This is a genomic window from Hypericibacter adhaerens (genome assembly GCF_008728835.1).
Taxonomy (GTDB): Bacteria; Pseudomonadota; Alphaproteobacteria; order Dongiales; family Dongiaceae; genus Hypericibacter; species Hypericibacter adhaerens.
The window spans coordinates 1,780,576-1,798,229 of the sequence record NZ_CP042582.1 but is presented as its reverse complement, the minus strand read 5'-3'; the positions used below and the strand labels follow the sequence as shown (position 1 = coordinate 1,798,229).

At 65.8% G+C, this 17,654-nt stretch carries 14 protein-coding genes; 9 read left to right on the top strand and 5 right to left on the bottom strand.

Features of this window, described 5'->3' with window-relative positions:
- Nucleotides 1–215 precede the first annotated feature (215 nt).
- The 4 genes from FRZ61_RS07700 to FRZ61_RS07685 form a co-directional block, all read right to left on the bottom strand.
- Nucleotides 216–2,657 carry a GcvT family protein gene (locus FRZ61_RS07700; RefSeq protein ID WP_151116284.1) on the bottom strand — a complete coding sequence of 814 codons (2,442 nt, stop codon included), beginning with the start codon at nucleotides 2,655–2,657 and terminating at the stop codon, nucleotides 216–218.
- A gap of 205 nt (nucleotides 2,658–2,862) precedes the next feature.
- On the bottom strand, nucleotides 2,863–4,302 hold the full coding sequence (phnY, locus tag FRZ61_RS07695) for a phosphonoacetaldehyde dehydrogenase (protein ID WP_151116282.1): 1,440 nt from the start codon (nucleotides 4,300–4,302) through the stop codon (nucleotides 2,863–2,865).
- A gap of 26 nt (nucleotides 4,303–4,328) precedes the next feature.
- A complete protein-coding gene (phnA, locus tag FRZ61_RS07690; protein ID WP_151116280.1) occupies nucleotides 4,329–5,591 on the bottom strand; it encodes a phosphonoacetate hydrolase in 1,263 nt (420 codons plus the stop codon).
- A 33-nt stretch (nucleotides 5,592–5,624) separates the two neighbouring features.
- Nucleotides 5,625–6,761, bottom strand: a complete 1,137-nt coding sequence (locus FRZ61_RS07685; protein WP_151116278.1) for a 2-aminoethylphosphonate--pyruvate transaminase — start codon at nucleotides 6,759–6,761, stop codon at nucleotides 5,625–5,627.
- A 180-nt stretch (nucleotides 6,762–6,941) separates the two neighbouring features.
- Here FRZ61_RS07685 and FRZ61_RS07680 point away from each other — a divergent pair, with 180 nt between their 5' ends.
- The 4 genes from FRZ61_RS07680 to FRZ61_RS07665 all read left to right on the top strand — a co-directional run bounded on the left by FRZ61_RS07680 (nucleotide 6,942) and on the right by FRZ61_RS07665 (nucleotide 11,966).
- Nucleotides 6,942–7,814, top strand: a complete 873-nt coding sequence (locus tag FRZ61_RS07680; RefSeq protein ID WP_151116275.1) for a LysR substrate-binding domain-containing protein — start codon at nucleotides 6,942–6,944, stop codon at nucleotides 7,812–7,814.
- A 318-nt stretch (nucleotides 7,815–8,132) separates the two neighbouring features.
- Nucleotides 8,133–8,921 carry a hypothetical protein gene (locus FRZ61_RS07675; protein ID WP_151116273.1) on the top strand — a complete coding sequence of 263 codons (789 nt, stop codon included), beginning with the start codon at nucleotides 8,133–8,135 and terminating at the stop codon, nucleotides 8,919–8,921.
- 57 nt (nucleotides 8,922–8,978) lie between these two features.
- Nucleotides 8,979–11,006 carry an adenylate/guanylate cyclase domain-containing protein gene (locus tag FRZ61_RS07670; protein WP_225309247.1) on the top strand — a complete coding sequence of 676 codons (2,028 nt, stop codon included), beginning with the start codon at nucleotides 8,979–8,981 and terminating at the stop codon, nucleotides 11,004–11,006.
- A gap of 12 nt (nucleotides 11,007–11,018) precedes the next feature.
- On the top strand, nucleotides 11,019–11,966 hold the full coding sequence (locus FRZ61_RS07665) for a M48 family metalloprotease (protein ID WP_151116269.1): 948 nt from the start codon (nucleotides 11,019–11,021) through the stop codon (nucleotides 11,964–11,966).
- 82 nt (nucleotides 11,967–12,048) lie between these two features.
- On the opposite strand, the gene FRZ61_RS07660 is transcribed toward FRZ61_RS07665, so the two are convergent.
- A complete protein-coding gene (locus FRZ61_RS07660) occupies nucleotides 12,049–12,951 on the bottom strand; it encodes a LysR family transcriptional regulator (protein ID WP_151116267.1) in 903 nt (300 codons plus the stop codon).
- Nucleotides 12,952–13,095: 144 nt separating this feature from the next.
- Between FRZ61_RS07660 and FRZ61_RS07655 the strand changes: the two genes are divergently transcribed.
- The 5 genes from FRZ61_RS07655 (at nucleotide 13,096) to FRZ61_RS07635 (ending at nucleotide 17,533) form a co-directional block, all read left to right on the top strand.
- Nucleotides 13,096–14,088 carry an alpha/beta fold hydrolase gene (locus FRZ61_RS07655; RefSeq protein WP_151116265.1) on the top strand — a complete coding sequence of 331 codons (993 nt, stop codon included), beginning with the start codon at nucleotides 13,096–13,098 and terminating at the stop codon, nucleotides 14,086–14,088.
- Nucleotides 14,089–14,114: 26 nt separating this feature from the next.
- Complete coding sequence (locus tag FRZ61_RS07650; protein WP_225309170.1) at nucleotides 14,115–15,149, top strand: alpha/beta fold hydrolase; 1,035 nt, start codon at nucleotides 14,115–14,117, stop codon at nucleotides 15,147–15,149.
- Nucleotides 15,150–15,207: 58 nt separating this feature from the next.
- Nucleotides 15,208–15,648, top strand: coding sequence for a DUF6130 family protein (locus FRZ61_RS07645; protein ID WP_191909347.1), 441 nt, complete (start codon nucleotides 15,208–15,210; stop codon nucleotides 15,646–15,648).
- Between the two features lie 17 nt (nucleotides 15,649–15,665).
- Nucleotides 15,666–16,466, top strand: a complete 801-nt coding sequence (locus tag FRZ61_RS07640; protein WP_225309169.1) for a cysteine hydrolase — start codon at nucleotides 15,666–15,668, stop codon at nucleotides 16,464–16,466.
- Between the two features lie 122 nt (nucleotides 16,467–16,588).
- Nucleotides 16,589–17,533, top strand: coding sequence for a DMT family transporter (locus FRZ61_RS07635; protein ID WP_151116261.1), 945 nt, complete (start codon nucleotides 16,589–16,591; stop codon nucleotides 17,531–17,533).
- Nucleotides 17,534–17,654: the final 121 nt, after the last annotated feature.

Sequence of the window (17,654 nt, the reverse complement as noted above, 5' to 3'; positions counted from 1 at the left end):
TTGCGTTGATCCGAACCAGGGTGTTCTTGCAACCATCCGGGTCCGATGAAGGGTCGGCTGCGATCCCGCTCCCGCGCAGTCCAGAAGACTTCGAGGGTGTCGATCCGACAACCGACAGTCCGGGCCGGGGTGGCCACCCCGGCCCGGACCACGCTCCATGCTCTCACATCTCGCTCATACAAGGGGGTTAGGGGGAGGGGTGAGCCGCTCGCTCTCTACACCTTCATCCGCCCGCTCGTCGGGTCGTATATCGGCTTGAGGCTCGCCCGTGCCGGCTCGCGCTTCAGACCGACCTCGATCTCCCATTTGCCCGAGGCCACCCAGTCCGCATCGACGCCCGCCTCGTGATGCACATAGCCCATGGCGATGGCGCGGCCGAGATGATGGCCGTAGTTGGCCGAGCTCGTATGTCCCACCCGCTCGCCGTTCCGGTAGATCGGCTCGTTGTGATAGAGCAGCGGTTCCGGGTTCTCGAGCGCGAACTGCAGCAGGCGCTTGGGCAGCTTCTGCCCTTTCTGCTTCAGAAGCGCGTCCCGGCCGATGAAGTTCACGTTCTTGTCCCAGGCCACGGCGAAGCCCAGGCCGGCCTCGAGCGGCGTGTCCTCGTCGGTGATGTCGTGGCCCCAGTGGCGATAGGCCTTCTCGATGCGGCAGACATCCATCGCATGCATGCCGCAGAGCTTGAGCCCGTGCGGGCCGCCGGCGGCGACAATGGTGTCGAACACGCCGACCGCGAACTCGGTCGGCACATAGAGCTCCCAACCCAGCTCGCCCATATAGGAGATGCGGGTCGCCCGCACCGTGGCATGGCCGATATTGATCTCCTTGCTGGCGCCGAAGGGGAAGCCGGCATTGGAGAGATCGGCCTCGGTCAGAGGCTGCAGCAGGGCCCGTGAATTCGGCCCCATCACGCCGATGACGGCGTAGGCGTTGGTGATGTCGTCGACCGTGACGCGCGCGCCCGGCTCAAGATTGCGCATCAGCCAATGCTTGTCGCGCACCGCCGTGACCGCCGCCGTGACGATCCAGTAGGCATCCTCCGCGATGCGGGTCACGGTGAGGTCGGCCTCGATGCCGCCGCGCTCATTGAGCCACTGGGTATAGACCGCGCGGCCCGGCGCACCGCCGACATCGGAAGCGCAGATGCGCTGGAGCTGCGCCTCGGCATCGGCCCCGCGCACCAGGAACTTGGCGAAGGTCGACTGGTCGTAGAGCCCGACCTTCTCGCGCGTCGCCTTCACCTCCTCGGCGCAATGGGGGAACCAGTTCTGGCGCTTGAAGCTGTATTTGTATTTCGGCTCCACACCATTGGGCGCGAACCAGTTGGGCCGCTCCCAGCCGGCGACATCGCCGAAGCAGGCATTGTTCTCCTGCAGGCGCTGATAGAGCGGCGTGCGGCGGATGCCGCGCGCGGTCTCGTACTGGCGATAGGGCCAATGCATCGCATAGAGCAGCCCCAGCGCCTCGGAGACGCGGTCATAGAGATAGGTCTTGCGGTTCTGGTGCGGCATCATGCGGCGGATGTCGACGTCCCAGAGATCGAAGGGCGGATGGCCCTCGGCGATCCAGGAAGCGAGCGCCATGCCGGCACCGCCGGCCGACTGGATGCCGATCGAGTTGAAGCCGGCGGCGACGAAGAAGTTCTTCAGCTCCGGCGCCTCGCCCAGCAGATAGCGCTGGTCGGGCGAGAAGCTCTCCGGGCCGTTGAAGAACTTGCGGATGCCGGTCTCGCCCAGCTTCGGCACGCGATGGATCGCGCCCTCGAGGATCGGCTGGAAATGGTCGAAATCCTCGGGCAGCTCGTCGAAGCAGAAATCGGCGCGGATGCCGTTCATGCCCCAGGGCTTGGCGTGCGGCTCGAAGGCGCCGATCAGGAGCTTGCCAGCATCCTCCTTGTAATAGGCGCAGGCATCCATGTCGCGCATCACGGGAAGGTTCGACGGCACGTCCATCGGCTCGGTCACGACATAGAAATGCTCGGCCGCATGAAGCGGCACGCCGACACCGGCCATGAGGCCGATCTCGCGCGCCCACATGCCGCCGCAGTTCACCACGATGTCGGATTTGATCTCGTGCCCGTCCTCGGTGCGAACGCCGGTGACGCGGCCGTCCTGCTTTAGGACCGCCGCGACGCGGGTGTCCTCGAATATCCTGGCGCCGCCCACGCGGGCACCCTTGGCGAGCGCCATCGCGGTGTCGGCCGGGTTGCACTGCCCGTCATTGGGAAAGAAGATGGCACCCAGCAGGTCCGAGGTGTTCATCAGCGGGTATTTCTCGGCGACCTGCTTGGGCGTGATCGGCTCAGCATCGACGCCGAAGGCATGGGCCAGCGAGGCACCGCGCCGGAGCTCGTCCCAGCGCTCCTCGTTGGTCGCGATCGAGATGGAGCCGTTCTGCTTCAGCCCCGTGGCCTGGCCGGTCTCCTTCTCGAGCTTGCGATAGAGCTCGATCGAGTAGCGCGCGAGCCGGGTCAGGTTGCCGCTATAGAGCATGCCGCGCACCAGCCCCGCCGCATGCCAGGTGGTGCCGCTGGTGAGCTTCTTGCGCTCCAGCAGCACGACGTCTTTCCAGCCATGCTTGGTGAGGTGATAGGCGACGGAGCAGCCGATGATGCCGCCGCCGATGATGACGGCCCGGGCGTGGGAGGGCAGAGCCATACTCGAAAGTCCCCTTCTGGAAGGAATGCGGGGCGTAATCTAGCGGGCTCGAGGCCCCAGGTGAACCGCCAGAGGGTCGCGGGCAAGGGGTTGATATTTATGTTGGTTTGTGTCCCCTCCCCCGTCTCCGGGGGAGGGCTAGGGAGGGGGCTGCACAAACCGGGCAGCCCCCTCCTTAATCCTCCCCCGCAAGCGGGGGAGGAGATTAGACCCACGGCAGCGAGTAGGTCTTCACGTTGGTGAAGCTCTTCATCGCCTCCAGCACGCCCTCCTTGTAGCCGAGGCCGGAATCCTTGATGCCGCCGAAGGGGGACATCTCGATCCGGTAGCCGGGAACCTCCCAGACATTGACCGTGCCGACCTCGAGCTCGCTGACGAAGCGGGTGATGTAGTCGAGCCGGTTGGTGCAGACGCCCGAGGAGAGGCCGTAGGCGGTCGAGTTCGAGACCCGGATCGCATGGTCGATATCCTTGACCCGGATCACGGGCGAGACCGGCCCGAAAGTCTCCTGCTTCACCAGCGGGCAGTCGAACGGCACATGGTCGAGCACGGTCGGCGAATAGAGCGCCCCCTTGCGGATATTGCCGTAGAGGAGCTTGGCGCCCTTGGCGGCGGCGGCGTTGGCCATGTCCTCGCAATAGCGCGCGGCGGCCTCGTCGATGACGGTGCCCATCTCGGTCTTGGGATCCATGGGATCGCCGTATTTCCAGGCCCGGCTCTTGGCGACGAGCTTCTCGACGAATTCGTCGGCGACCGCCTCATGCACGATCATGCGCTTGACCGCGGTGCAGCGCTGGCCCGAGTTCTTATAGGAGCCGCCGGCGGCCAGCGTCGCGGCGCGCTCGATATCCGCGTCCTCCATCACGATGATGGGATCGTTGCCGCCCAGCTCCAGCACCGCGCGGCGATAGCCCATCTTGCCGGCGATGTATTTGCCGACCGAAACACCGCCCGTGAAGGTGATGAGCTCGACATGGGGGTTGGTCAGCATCTCGTCGGCGATCTCGCGTGGATCGCCGGTCACGACCTGGAACATCTCGGGCGGCAGCCCCGCTTCGTAGAGCACGTCCGCCAGGAGCAGGGCCGTCAGCGGCGTCTTCTCCGAGGGCTTCAGCACCATCTTGTTGTTGGTCGCGATCGAGGGCGCCACCTTGTGCGCGACCTGGTTCAGCGGATGGTTGAAGGGCGTGATCGCGGTGATGCAGCGCAAGGGATCGCGCTGGGTATAGATGCGCCGCTTCTGGCCGTGCGGGGTGAGGTCGCAGGAAAAGATCTGCCCGTCGTCCTGCAGGCAGAGGGTCGAGGCCAGCACGAACACGTCATAGGCCCGCCCGACCTCGTAGAGCGTGTCCTTGAGCGAAAGGCCGGATTCCGCGGTGATGAGCTCGGCGATCGCCTGGCGGCGGCTGTCCAGCAGCTCGCCCGCGCGGCGCAGGATCTTCGAGCGGTCATAGCGCGTGAGCTTGGGCTTGTAGGCGGCCGCGATCTCGTAGGCCTCGCGGATCTGCTCCAGGCCCGCCTTCGGCACGGTGCCGATCACCTGCTCGGTATAGGGGTTGAAGACCTCGAGGACGCGGTCGCTGCCGACCAGCTTGCCGCCGATCCGCATCTTTTCGTGACGCAGCGGACGAAGGGGGGCGTTCATGGCTGTTCTCCCGAAAGGCGGCCGGATCAACCGACCGCGCGCCGCGCGACGCCGGCAACGGCCGGCTCGGCATAGTTCAGCGCGATATCGAAGGCGCTGAAATTACGCAGGCGGGCGTCGGCGGCGAGCGCCGGCGTCTTGCGATTGCAGTAGAGCGGCACACGCTGCTCCGAGACGCCGCCATGCGAGCGCAAGGGGGCGTCAAGGCCCGAAAGATCGTGACGATCGGCGCTGGTGCCGATGACGAAGGCCTTCTTGGAAACCACCACGATGTCGCCGATCCGGTCGGCCGGCAACTCGAAGCGGAAGGCGGCCTCGGCACGGGTCAGCGCCAGCTCGACCTCGGGCAGCTTCGCCAGCCGGACGGCCAGGGCCGCGGCATCCTCGCCCTCAGGCAGATAGGCCGTGGCGAAGGATCCCAGCGCGCCGTGATGGGCCACATAGGGATCGGTGATCGGCAGGATCACGCGCGCCTTGTCCTTGCCGAGCCAGCCATCGAGCAGGGTCTGGAGAAAGAGGATCTGCGGCTTGCCATCGGCACCATGCTTGGCGTTCATGCCATGGTCGGCCGTCAGCACCACCGTGGCCGCCGCCGCATCGAGCTCGGCCCAATAATGGTCCATCATGCGATAGAAATCGTTGGCGACCGCCGTGCCCGGCGCATGCTTGTGCTGGATGTAATCGGTGGTCGAGAGATACATGATGTCGGGCCGGTCGCGCTGCATCAGCTTGACGCCGGCCGCGAACACGAACTCCGACAAGCCCGCGCTATAGACCGAAGGCAGCGGCAGGCCGACAAAGGCCAGCGCATTGTCGATGCCGTTCTCGGCGACTGTGGTCTCGTTCGCCTTCTCGGCCGAGAAGCAGATGCCTTTCATCCCCTTGCCGAGCAGCTTGCGCAGCTTGTCCTTGGCCGTGACGACGGCGAGCCTGGCGCCGGCATCGGCGAAGGCCGCGAGGATGGTCCCGGCCCGCAGATATTTCGGGTCGTTCATCATGATCTCGGTGCCGGCCTCGCGGTCGTAGAAATAGTTGCCGCAGATGCCATGGACCGCCGGCGGCGCGCCCGTGACGATCGAGAGATTGTTCGGGTTGGTGAAGCTCGGCACCACGCAATCGGCGAGCCGCTTCGTGCCGTGGGGCAGCGCGTGGGAGAGCCAGGGCATGGCGCCCGCCTTCATCGCCTCTTCCATATAGGCGGGCTCGGAGCCGTCGATGCAGACGACGACGACCGGCGCCTTGGGCCAGGCATAGCGGCGTCCATTGACGGTGATGCTGCGGTCGGTCATTTCGAATTCCTCTCGATTTCCGGCGCGCGGCGCTCAGGCGCTCGCGGCCAGCTTGGCCGGCGCGCCGCTCTTGACGCCCAGCTCGTTCATGACGGCGCGGACGGCCTCGAGCGCGCCCTTCATCTCGGCTTCGCCCAGCCGTCCGATGCAGCCGATGCGGAAGCTGTCGGCGACGGTGAGCTTGCCCGGATAGATCACGTAGCCGCGCTCGCGGAGCTTGTCGTAGAAGCTCTCGAACACGAAGCGCGGATCGGCCGGCATGTGGAAAGTGACGATGATCGGCGCCTGGAGCCGGTCGGGCAGCAGCGTCTCGAAGCCCAGGGCGCGCATGCCCTCGACCAGGATCTTGCAGTTGTTGCGATAGCGCGCGCCACGGCCTTCGACGCCACCTTCGGCCGCATGCTCCTCAAGCGCCTGGGCGAAGGCGACGATGCAATGGATCGGCGGGGTGAAGCGGTATTGCTGGGTCTTCTCGATCACCTCCCACTGGTCATGGAGATCGAGCGTCAGCGCATGGGCGTTGCCCTTCGCGGCCTTGAGCGCCTCGATGCGGGCGATGACGAAGCCCAGCCCCGGCACGCCCTCGATGCATTTGTTCGAGGAGGCGGCGACCGCGTCGAAGGCGACCTCGGTCGCGAGCAGCGGGATCGCGCCGAAGGCGCTCATGGCGTCGATCAGCAGCCGGCGGCCGGCCTTGGCCACCACGGCGCCGATCTCGGCGGTCGGGTTCAGCACGCCCGAGGTCGTCTCGCAATGGACGGCGCAGACATGGGTGATGGCGGGATCGGAAGCGAGCGCCCTGGCGACGGCGGCGGGATCGATCGGCTTGTCCTCGGGCGCCTCGATCGTGGCATAGGCGCGGCCGGCATAGGCGCAGATCCGCGTCATGCGCTTGCCATAGGCGCCGTTGACGAGGATGAGGGCCTTGCCGTCGCGCGGAACGAAGGTCCCGAGCATCGCCTCGACGGCGAAGGTGCCGCTGCCCTGCATCGGCACGGTGGTGAAACGGTCGCCGCCCTGGATCAGCTCGACCAGGCGCCGGCGCATCCCGGCATTGATCCGGATGAACTCCTGATCGCGCGAGCCCCAGTCATGGAGCATGGCCTGCTTGACCGTGAGCGAGGTGGTGAGCGGGCCGGGCGTCAGGAGCCAGGGGTCTTGGCGGGACATGATCTTTCCTTCCGGGCTGGGCGGGCGAGGCGGCGATTCGGGGTTCAGGGACCCGCGGTGACTCTGGCCGGCCTCAATGACGCTATTTGGTCCCCCTTCCTATTATTTGTCCAATCACTGGTTTCTATATGATCTATAGATTATACTGATATTTGGACTATCATCGGATTGGAATTGCTCATGAATCACGCTCAGCTCCGCGCCTTCCATGCCGTCGCCAGCGAGGGTAGCTTCACCCGGGCGGCCGAGGCGCTCCATGTGACCCAGCCCACCCTGTCGGGACAGGTGAAGGCGCTCGAGGAGCGCTATGGCGTGAAGCTGTTCGACCGCCGCGGGCGGCGGGTCCATCCGACCGAGTTGGGCCGCTCCCTGCTCGACCTGACGCGCCGGCTCTTCAGCCTCGAGGCGGAAGCGGAGCAGATCCTGGGGGCCGCCAAGGGCCTCAAGCGCGGCCATCTGCGCCTCGCCGCCGATGCCCCCTTCCATGTGATCGGCGCCCTCTCCGCCTTCGCCAAGCGCTATCCGGGCATCCGGCTGTCCCTCACCATCGGCAACTCGGAGGAGATCCTGGAGGCGCTGGTCGAGCACCGGGCCGATGTGGCGGTGCTGGCGAACATCCCCGAGAATCCGCGGGTCCATGCCGTCCCCTTCCGGCGGGACCGGCTGATCGCCTTCGTCGAGCAGAACCACCCCTGGGCAGGCCGCGAGAGCCTGACGCTCAAGGAGCTCGCCGGCCGCCGCCTCGTGCTGCGCGAGATCGGCTCCACCACCCGGCGCCTGTTCGAGACCGCCATGGCGGCGCGCGGCCTGACGCTGGGCGAGGTGCTGGAGGTCAATTCGCGCGAGGCCGTGCGCGAGACGGTCGCCGCGGGCCTCGGCATCGGGGTCGTGTCGGAAAGCGAGTTCGGCAGCGACCGCCGCCTGGTGCCGCTACCGATCGAGGCCGAGGAACTGGCGATGACGGAATATGTCGCCTGCCTTTCGGAGCGGCGCGACCTCAGCCTGGTGCGGGCGTTCCTGGATATCCTCGAACGGCAGGTGGGGAGGGGCTGAGATCCGGTTTCACCGCCCGCCCTCCTCCTTATCGAGAAAACCCGAGACAGAGAGCGCTGGGCCGAAAGAATAATGGCCAGGAACAAAGGAAAGAACGAAACTGGAAGGCATCATTCTTCTCGACTCCGAAGTCCAATTTCAGTTGTAACGGCCGCAGAGCGGGGCCTGCACCCGCCGGAGCTGGATTTACGACAGCGAATCCTTAACCCCGTCGCCGTAGACCTGCCCCGGTCGGACGTCATTCCGATGCAGGACCGGCCCGACTCTCGCCAGGATGCCAGCATGCGCAGGCCAGAAAGAGCTCGATACAAACGCGGAATGATCCAATACATGCCGGCATCGATGGTGCTCGCGGCTGTCGTGGCGTTCGCGGCGACCAGCGATCCCGCACCGGCGGCGGCAGAGGACCTCTTCAACAGCATCCTGCAAGATGCGACAGATGCGATCTCCGGGCAGCCTTCGTCCTCCGACACCGCCAATACCGGCAATGGCAATACCGGCGCGGTCAACTCTGCCGTCGTCGAGGAAGCCGAGGGCATCCGCACGACCGGGGTGGCCGCCTTCAGCTACTTGTCTCCGGGACAGCAGATCGATCTGGGACCCCAGGGCACCCTCAAGCTGACCTACTTCTCCAGCTGCACCACCGAGGTGATCCACGGCGGCACGATGATTGTGGGCACCCTCGCCAGCAAGGTCAGCGGCGGAACGGTCAAGAGCACATCGACGCAGTGCAATGCCCAGGAGCTCGCCGTCGACAGCTCGGCCACCGAGTTCGGGGCGAGCGTGAAGCGCGTGACGCCGTTCGACCCTGCCGTCTGGGCGGAGGCGACCGTCTCGACACGGACACCGCGCTTTGCCTGGAGCGGCGGCGACGCCACGCTCCGCATCATCGAGCTCGACTCCCCGCAACCGCGCGTCGCATGGCAGGGACAGGTCAAGGGGCCCGTCTCGGCTTACCCGAAAGATGCGCCTCCGCTCACCGTCGGCATGCCTTACCGAGCCGAGATCGACCCCTCGAACGGGTCGCCAAAGTCCGTCGTCTTCTCTGTCGATCCCGGCTATGTGGGGAGCAGCGGCAAGGTCGATACCGTCTCCCTGCCGCGGTAAAGGCTCGTGGCCCCAAAGACGCTCTCATCGCGCCCGTGGATGTCCTGGCGGTTGGTTGTGACGCTGGGGCTTCTGGCGATGCTTTATGCCCCGCTGACGCAAGAGGGTCAGCTGCAACGGTGGGACATCGACTTCACGCTGCCCTTGGCGGAGTTCATCGCTCCGCCACGTCCCGCCCCTCCGATCGCGGTGGTCGTCATCGATGAAAAGACCTATCGGCACGCGCCCTTTCTGCAGACCCCTCAGGTGGCCTGGACGCCCTTTATCGCCGAGGTCCTGCAGGCCATCGATGCGGCGGGCGCCAAAGTCGTCGGGATGGATCTCATTTACCCCACGACACTCGACCGGCCGGGCCTCGTTCCCGGATATGACAGGCCGTTTCTCAATGCCCTGCACCATCTCGGGCAATCGGGAAGATTGATTCTTGGCTACGGGCAAGCGGCCAACGGCCCGATTTCGCCCTTTCCGGGCCAGATCATCGCCGCCGGGGGCAATGCCAACCTCCGCTCGATCAATCTGCTCCCCGACCGCGATGGCGTGGTTCGCCGCTACCTGGCATCGGTCCCGACCGATACCGGGCAGGCCGTGACCTCGTTCGCGGCCGAGCTGGTGCGCCGTTTTGGAGCAACCCCGCCCGATAAGGACTTTCTGGTCGACTTTTCCCGGAACCCCGCATCCCTGCCCATCTATAGCCTGACCGATCTGTTGGGATGCAGCCGCGCCGGCAATGCGGATGCCTTCAGGCAAAAATTCGAGGGCCGCATCGTGCTGGTCGGCAGCGCCCTCGATGTGGAGGATCGCCACCAGACAAGCCGGCGGTTCTCGTTCAAGGACGCGGCGGCATCGGCCGAAAGCGCCTGTCCCGAAAGCGGTCCGCAGGACTTCGCCGCCCTGATGAAGGGGCGATCGATCCCGGGAGTCTTCGTCCATTCGGCAGCCGTGGAGACGATGCTCGCGGGAACCGCACTGCAAATCATCCCCGCCTGGCTCGATGCCGTCCTGATCGGCGGCACGATCGTGCTGATGACGCTCGTCTTCCTGAGGCAATCCCCTCTCCAGGGCGCGGCCTTCGCGGCCGTGGCGCTTCCGGCCCTCTACGCCGTCAGCGTTCTGTCGATGTCGCGAGGCCTGCTCTTGCCGTTTGCCGAGGCCGGCCTGGCCATTGCCGCGGCCTATGTCGTGACCTACGCCTATCGCTTCGTGCGGGAGCAGGAGATCCGGGACCGGATCACCCTGCATTTCGGCCGTTACCTGTCGCCGGTCATCGTGGAAAGGCTGACAGACCGTCGCCGCGACGCCCGGCTGGATGGCGAAATCCGCGCCGTGACCATCGCGTTTTTCGACATCAAGGATTTCACGACCCTGAGCGAGCGGCTTCAGCATGCGCCCAAGGAGCTGCTCGACATCGCGAACACCTATCTCGGATGCGTTGCCGACACCATTCAGCAGCATCGCGGCTATGTGGACAAATACCTGGGCGACGGGCTCATGGCGATCTGGGGGGCTCCGGACAGCGATCCGGATGCCGCGGCGCATGCCGTAGATGCCGCGCTGGCCTGCCAACGGCGCGTCGAGGAATTGAACGAGAGCCGCGCCCGGTCCGGCGCCGATACCCCGCCCTTGCAGTTTCGCGTGGGCATCAACTCCGGTGCGGCCCTCGTCGGCAATGTCGGATCGCGCGATCGCGTGAACTACACGGCCCTGGGCGACATGGTGAACTTGGCCAGCCGCCTGGAGGGGGTGAACAAGATGTTCGGCACGAGCGTCATCATCGGCGAGGCCACGCGGCGGCAGCTGCCGCGCGGCTATGTCACGCGCCGCCTGGGCCGGATTGCCGTCAAGGGCAAGGAGCTTCGTGTCAGGGCCTACGAGGTTTGCGACCGCGCGACCGACGACGATCACCGGCAACGCCTCGAATTCCGGAACGCGCTGGCAGCCTATTACCGAAGGCGCATCGCGGAGGCGTTGGCCGCCTTCGAAGAACTGAGCCGCACCGACCCCGCGGCGAAAGCCTATCTGAAAGACCGCAGCAGCCTGACCTCGGCAAATCTGCCGCCCGGATGGGACGGCAGTCTCCATCAATAGAGGAGAAGAGACATGTGCATGGCCGGCTTTTTTCGGCAGAAGCAACTTCACGGCTCCACCTGCCTGTCGCGCCGCGGGGCGCTGATCGGGCTGGGTGCCTTCGGTTTATCGATTTTCCATGCCCGAAACGTCCTGGCCCAATCTTCGGATCTGCTCCAGGAACTTACCGGCGCGGCTGCCAATCTCGTCGGCGCAGCGCTGACATTGCCGGATGAAGCCACCCTGGGGAACGCGCTCTATGGCCGCGTCATCGCCATGTCGGGCGGCACCTATCACAACACCGCGATCCAGCAATCGATCCAGCGTGTAGCCGCCCCTTTGATTGCCGCCTCGACGCGACCGGAGTTCCAATGGGAGATCGTCGTGCTCGACGACAACGCCGTGAATGCCTGGTCGCTGCCGGGCGGCAAGCTCGCGGTGAACAAGGGACTGCTGCGCTATGTGGCCAATGAAGACGAGCTTGCCGCCGTCATCTCGCATGAAATCGGCCATGTCGATCGCAGCCATGCGCTGGAAGAGATGAAGACCGAGCGCTTCACCTCCAGCCTGTCCAATTCCGCCCGGGGAGCGCTGGCGTCGCACACCAGCGGCGGCGCGGCGATCGCGTCCACGGCGGTTGCCGACGCCTTGCAGGAGCCGATGATGAAAATGGCGACGTCGGGCTACTCCCGCAGCGCCGAGCGCGAGGCCGATGCCTATATCTTCAATGTGTTCGCCAAGTCCGGGAACGACCCGCGAAAGGCGCCGGACTTCTTTCGCACCTTGACGCAGCTCGCACCTCACGACACGAAGGGAACGACCTCCCTGTTCTCCACCTACCCGGACACCATGGAGAGAATCGCCCTCTTGGAAGAGGCGGCCAAGTCGCAGCCGACCCATGCGCCCCGCAACCCCAGCGTCGCGTTCAACCAGATCAAATCCACATTCCCGACACGCATGTACTACCGCAGATTGGGGTAGGCCCCAGGCGCGTCACTCAGGGCGGCTGCACATCGGGCTTGTCCCGATCGCGCCAGGGTCGAGCTGAACGCCAGGGCTCCGCTCACCCCACCTGGGCCAGCTTGGCCTTGAGCCGCGGCGTCACCCAGTTGAGGAAGGCACGCAGCTTCAGGGGCATCGGTTTCTGCTCGGCATGGAGGATATGCACGGGCATCGGTTCATGCTCGAAGGAGTCCAGCAGGATCGCCAGCTTGCCCGCGCGCCTTGCGGTCTCCATCTTGTAGGACATGACCCGGGCGATCCCCACGCCCGCGACCGCCGCCTCGACCGCGGCCTCCGACGTGTTCACCGTCAGCCGCGACTGGATCGGCGTGGCGATCTCGCGTTTGCCTTTCGCGAACTTCCAGTTGCGGGGCGCGGCCATGTCGTCGGTCGTGATGCAGACATGGTCCTTCAGCTCGCTCGGCTTCTTGGGACAGCCATGCTCTGAGAGATAGGCCGGGCTCGCGCAGGCGACGAGCCGCACCGAGCCGATGCGGGTCGCGATCATGCTGCTGTCGGCCAGCGCCCCGATCCGGATCACGACATCGATCTTGTCCTCGAGCGGCCTGAGCACGCGATCGGTGAGCGCGAGCCGCAAGGTGATGTCGGGATAAGCGGACAGGAACTCGCAGGCGATCGGCAGCAGCAGCGAATGCCCGAGGCCCCACGGTGCTGTCGCCGCCAGATGGCCCATCGGCGATCTGTATTCGCCGGAAACCTCCCGCTCGGCATCCTCCACCTGCTCGACGATGCGCTTGCAGGCCTCGATATAGGATCGCCCCGCATCCGTCAGCGTGATCTGCCGCGGCGAACGGTGGAACAGCCGGGTGTTCAGCCGCGTCTCGAGCTCGGCCAGCTTCCGGCTGACGGTGGGGACCGGCATCCCCAGCTTGCGCGACGCCGCCGAGAGGCCGCCCGCCTCGGCCACGGCGATGATCACCGACATCGACTCCAAACGGTCCATCGGTGCCGCCTTTCCGCATCGCGAGAAGCTGTCTTTCAATCATAGGGACTGCCCTGCCTTGCAGCAATCGCCTATGCCTGCGATCGCGAAACCGATCTGGCGCAGACCTCCTGCAAGCGGTACCCCCATAGGAAGGACTTCCGCATGACGAGCCGGCCGAGCGGTCCTGAACATCCGATGCTCACGCCCCGCCGCCGGGTCCTGATCGGGGGAATTTCCGCCGCTGCCATCGCCGCCCTGCCCGCGGAGCTGGCCGCCGGCACGCCGGAGACCACGAGCGGCGCGACCGCTCAAAGCCCTGAAGGAGCTCACACCATGGGCACGATCAAGACGAAGGACGGCACCGAGATCTTCTACAAGGATTGGGGCAAGGGCCGCCCGGTCTGCTTCTCCCATGGCTGGCCGTTGAATGCCGATGCCTGGGACGACCAGATGTTCTTCCTGGCGTCGCACGGATACCGGTGCATCGCGCATGACCGTCGCGGCCATGGCCGGTCCGGCCAATCCTGGAACGGCAACGATCTCGACACCTATGCCGACGATCTCGCGGCGCTGATCGCGGCCCTGGATCTGAAGGATGCTACCCTGATCGGCCATTCCACCGGCGGCGGCGAGGTTACCCGCTATGTCGGCCGGCATGGGACGCGGCGCGTCCATAAGCTCGTGCTGGTCTCGGCCATCCCGCCCCTGATGCTGAAGACGCCGGCCAATCCGAACGGCCTTCCGATCGAGGTGTTCGACGACACCCGAGCGGGCATGGCCGGCGACCGCGCGCAGTTCTACCGCGACCTCAGCTCACCCTTCTATGGCGTGAACCGGCCCGGCTCGAAGGTCTCGAAGGACGTCCAGGATGCCTTCTGGCTCTGGTCCATGCAGGCCGGATTGAAGGGTGCCTATGACTGCATCAAGGCGTTCTCCGAGACGGACCTGACCGAGGACCTCAAGAAGGTCGACGTCCCGACGCTCGTGATCCATGGCGACGACGACCAGATCGTTCCGATCGCGGATTCGGCGCTGCTTTCCTCGAAGCTCATCAAGAACGCAACATTGAAGGTCTATCCTGGCGCTCCTCACGGGCTCATGGCGACGCACAAGGAGCAGCTGAACAACGACCTGCTCGCCTTCGCGGCAGCTTGACGCGCAACCCTCTCGAGGAGACGGTCATGGCCACCCACTCTCCCTTGACGCCGCAGACGACCCGCCTTCGGCACGACAAGGGTCCGGTGTCCCGCCGCCATCTTCTCGCACAGGGTGCCGCTGTGGCCGGCGCCACAATGGCGGTCGCGGGAAGCCCGATCCCGACCCAGGCCGCCACGGCGGATCAGGGCGCGGCCATACCGGTGATCCATTACCGATCGAAGGCCGTTGACGGCGTCAACATCTTCTATCGCGAAGCGGGGCCTGCGGACGCGCCAACCGTTCTCCTGCTCCACGGCTTTCCCACCTCCTCGCACATGTTCCGGAACCTGATCCCCGCCCTGGCGGATCGCTATCACGTGATCGCTCCGGACTATCCCGGTTTCGGGCAGAGCGACATGCCCGACCGCGCCACATTCGCCTATACCTTCGACCGCTTCGGCGAGCTGGTCGACGCGCTGCTCGATCAGCTCGGCGTCACGCGCTACGCGATGTATGTGATGGATTACGGCGCGCCGGTGGGCTGGCGGCTGGCGCTCAAGCATCCGGAGCGGATCAGCGGCCTGATCGTCCAGAACGGCAACGCCTATGAGGAAGGGCTGAAGGAGTTCTGGGATTCGATCAAGGCGTACTGGTCCGATCATTCGGAGGCCCATCGCAAGGCGCTCTACGTCCTGGTCACGCCGGAAACCACGAAATTCCAATACACGGACGGCATGTCGGATCTCAGCCGCATCTCGCCGGACAACTGGGTCCATGACCAGGCCCTGCTCGACCGGCCGGGCAATGCCGAGATCCAGATGGACATCTTCTACGACTATCGCACCAACCTGCCGCTCTATCCGGCGGTCCAGGCCTATTTCCGCAAGCACCGGCCGCCGGCGCTGATCGTCTGGGGCCAGAACGACAAGATCTTTCCAGCCGACGGCGCCCATCTCTACAAGCGCGATCTGCCCGAGGTCGAGTTCCACCTCCTGGACACCGGTCACTTCGCCCTGGAGGATAAGGCCGACGAAATGGTGCCCCTGATCCGCGATTTCCTCGATCGAAAGGTCAAGTGAGCGATCGGGCAACGCCCAAGGCATGGGCCCACCCCGCACCTTCTCCGAAGGAACCGTCATGGACACGCTCAAATGCCTGACCGCCATGGCCGCCTGCACCCTCCTCGCCACTGCCGCTTCCGCCCAGAGCGCCAAGGACATCGTCGGCCCCTCGCCGCTGGTCGCCATCGAGAACGAGCCGCTGCCCCGGTTGATCGTCGATCCGCCGCTGGCCGAGCCGCTGTCGCGGGGCCTCGTCTTCATCCAGTACCGGACGGAGAACCTGCGCGTGGTGCCGGTGTTCGGCAAAGGCGCCCTCGACGTGTCGCCCCGCATCGGCCATGTGCATATCACCGTCGACGACGCACCCTGGCATTTCGTCGACGCCACCGGCCAGACGATCATCGTGGTCGGCCTGAAGCCAGGCCCGCACAAGGTGCTGGTCGAGCTTGCCGACCCCACGCACCGGGTCATTGCCAGCGAGACGGTGAGCTTCACGCTGCCCGGCCAAGCTCCCTGACGAAAGGAAGAAGTGCCATGTGCGAGACCGAGAACCGAACGGAACATCCCGTCAAGGACGAGCATGCCTCTCGTCGCGACGTCCTGATCGCCGGCGCGTCGATGGCGGTCGCCCTGGCGGCGGCGCCCGGCCTGGCGGCGGCTGCGGAGGTGAAGGGTTCCTCAGGCCCGCTCCAGGTTCGGAACACCGACACCGCGGTCGTGTTCATCGACCCGCAGAATGACGTGCTGAGCCCGAAGGGCAAGAATTGGGGCGCGGTCGGCGCCAGCGTCACGGAGAACAAGACGGTCGAGAACATGGAGGCGATCTTCAAGGCGGCGAAGCAGCGCGGCTACCACGTCTTCATCTCGCCGCATTACTTCTACCCGACCGACGATGGCTGGGCCTTCAACGGGCCGCTCGAATCCGACGAGTTCAGGACGCATACCTTCGCCCGCAGCGGGCCGCTGGACCTGAGCGGGTTCGCGAACTCGGGCGCGGACTGGCTCGACCGCTTCAAACCCTATATCGAGGACGGCAAGACGGTCGTCGTCAGCCCGCACAAGGTGTTCGGGCCGCAGACGAACGACCTGGTCCTGCAACTGCGGAAGCGGGGCATCAGCAAGATCATCCTGGGCGGCATGCTGGCCAACATGTGCGTCGAATCGCATCTGCGCGAGTTCCTCGAGCAGGGCTTCGAGGTGATCATGGCCAAGGACGCGACCGCCGGCCCCCGGCATCCCGACTGGGGCGACGGCTACCAGGCGGCGATCATCAACTACCGCTTTCTCGCCCACGCCGTGCTGTCGACCGACGAGGTGATCAAGGCGATGGGGTGAGGAAAGCCGGAACGCCAGCACCGGCGACCACGGTCCTCCAGATTTAATTCCCATATCTCGTGCGCTGATACCCACTCGCATGCTAGGGTGAGGCACCTCTCATCTTATGGACGGCCTCTCCCATGACCGATCCCACCGGAACCGGCGCCGAGAGCCTGCATAGCCGGCGCAATACCTGGCTGGGGATCCTGCTGGTGCTGAGCTCGGCCGTCGCCTGGAGTAGCATGGGCCTTTTCGTGCGCCTGGTGCCGACGGCCGATGTTTGGACCGTCGTGTTCTGGCGCAGCATCTTCGGCGGGCTCTCGATCGTGGGGCTGGCGATGATCGAGCGGCGGCAGCTCTCCTTCGACTGGCGGCGCACCCTGACGCTGCCGGGGATCGCGATCACGGCCTTCATCGCCACCGGCATCTTCGCGGCCATCTACTCGATGCAGAACACCACGATCGCCAATGGCTGCGTGATCTACTCGACCGTGCCCTTCATGACGGCGGCGCTCGCCTGGCTCTGGTTCCGCGAGCGGCCCGGCGCCCGCACCCTCTTCTGCACGGCGATCGCGATCGCCGGCGTCGCGGTCACGGTCGGCGGCACGCTGGCGCTGGGCGGCGGCCATCTGAAGGGCGACCTGGCGATGGTCTATGCGACCTTCTCGCTCGCCATGATGACCGTGATCATGCGCCGCTACCGCGACACGCCGATGCTGGAATCGGTGGCGCTGGCCTGCTTCGCGGCCGCGGCCTTCGCCTGGCTCGTCACCGATCCCTTCGCGATCTCCACGCGGGACATGGTGCTGATCGGGCTCTGCGGCATCGTCACCCAGGGCGGCGGGCTCGGGATCTACACCATGGGCGCCCGCCGCCTGCCCTCCGCCCAGGCCGCCCTGCTGAGCGCCGCCGAGATGCCGCTCTCGCCGCTCTGGGTCTGGATCTTCGTCGACGAGGTGCCGGCCGACGAGACCTTCATCGGCGGGGGCTTCGTGCTGGCGGCCGTGCTCTGGAACATCGGCATGGAGATCAAGGCACGGCCGAAGATGGCGGCAGCGGTGCCGGCGGGCGACCCGCCGGGCTAGGAAAACAGCAGCCCGGCGGCGTTCTGCAACGCTTCAGCCGCGTCAGGCCCCACGGGGACTCCTCCTCCGGCGCCCTGTAAGGGGGCAAAAGGAAAGGCGCGAAGGCATCTTGATCCTGGTC

Bases quoted from the DNA above. Each gene is read 5' to 3' on its own strand.
- FRZ61_RS07700 (WP_151116284.1), bottom strand. From the start codon at position 2,657: ATGGCTCTGCCCTCCCACGCCCGGGCCGTCATCATCGGCGGCGGCATC.
- phnY (WP_151116282.1), bottom strand. From the start codon at position 4,302: ATGAACGCCCCCCTTCGTCCGCTGCGTCACGAAAAGATGCGGATCGGC.
- phnA (WP_151116280.1), bottom strand. From the start codon at position 5,591: ATGACCGACCGCAGCATCACCGTCAATGGACGCCGCTATGCCTGGCCC.
- FRZ61_RS07685 (WP_151116278.1), bottom strand. From the start codon at position 6,761: ATGTCCCGCCAAGACCCCTGGCTCCTGACGCCCGGCCCGCTCACCACC.
- FRZ61_RS07680 (WP_151116275.1), top strand. From the start codon at position 6,942: ATGAATCACGCTCAGCTCCGCGCCTTCCATGCCGTCGCCAGCGAGGGT.
- FRZ61_RS07675 (WP_151116273.1), top strand. From the start codon at position 8,133: ATGATCCAATACATGCCGGCATCGATGGTGCTCGCGGCTGTCGTGGCG.
- FRZ61_RS07665 (WP_151116269.1), top strand. From the start codon at position 11,019: ATGTGCATGGCCGGCTTTTTTCGGCAGAAGCAACTTCACGGCTCCACC.
- FRZ61_RS07660 (WP_151116267.1), bottom strand. From the start codon at position 12,951: ATGGACCGTTTGGAGTCGATGTCGGTGATCATCGCCGTGGCCGAGGCG.
- FRZ61_RS07655 (WP_151116265.1), top strand. From the start codon at position 13,096: ATGACGAGCCGGCCGAGCGGTCCTGAACATCCGATGCTCACGCCCCGC.
- FRZ61_RS07650 (WP_225309170.1), top strand. From the start codon at position 14,115: ATGGCCACCCACTCTCCCTTGACGCCGCAGACGACCCGCCTTCGGCAC.
- FRZ61_RS07645 (WP_191909347.1), top strand. From the start codon at position 15,208: ATGGACACGCTCAAATGCCTGACCGCCATGGCCGCCTGCACCCTCCTC.
- FRZ61_RS07640 (WP_225309169.1), top strand. From the start codon at position 15,666: ATGTGCGAGACCGAGAACCGAACGGAACATCCCGTCAAGGACGAGCAT.
- FRZ61_RS07635 (WP_151116261.1), top strand. From the start codon at position 16,589: ATGACCGATCCCACCGGAACCGGCGCCGAGAGCCTGCATAGCCGGCGC.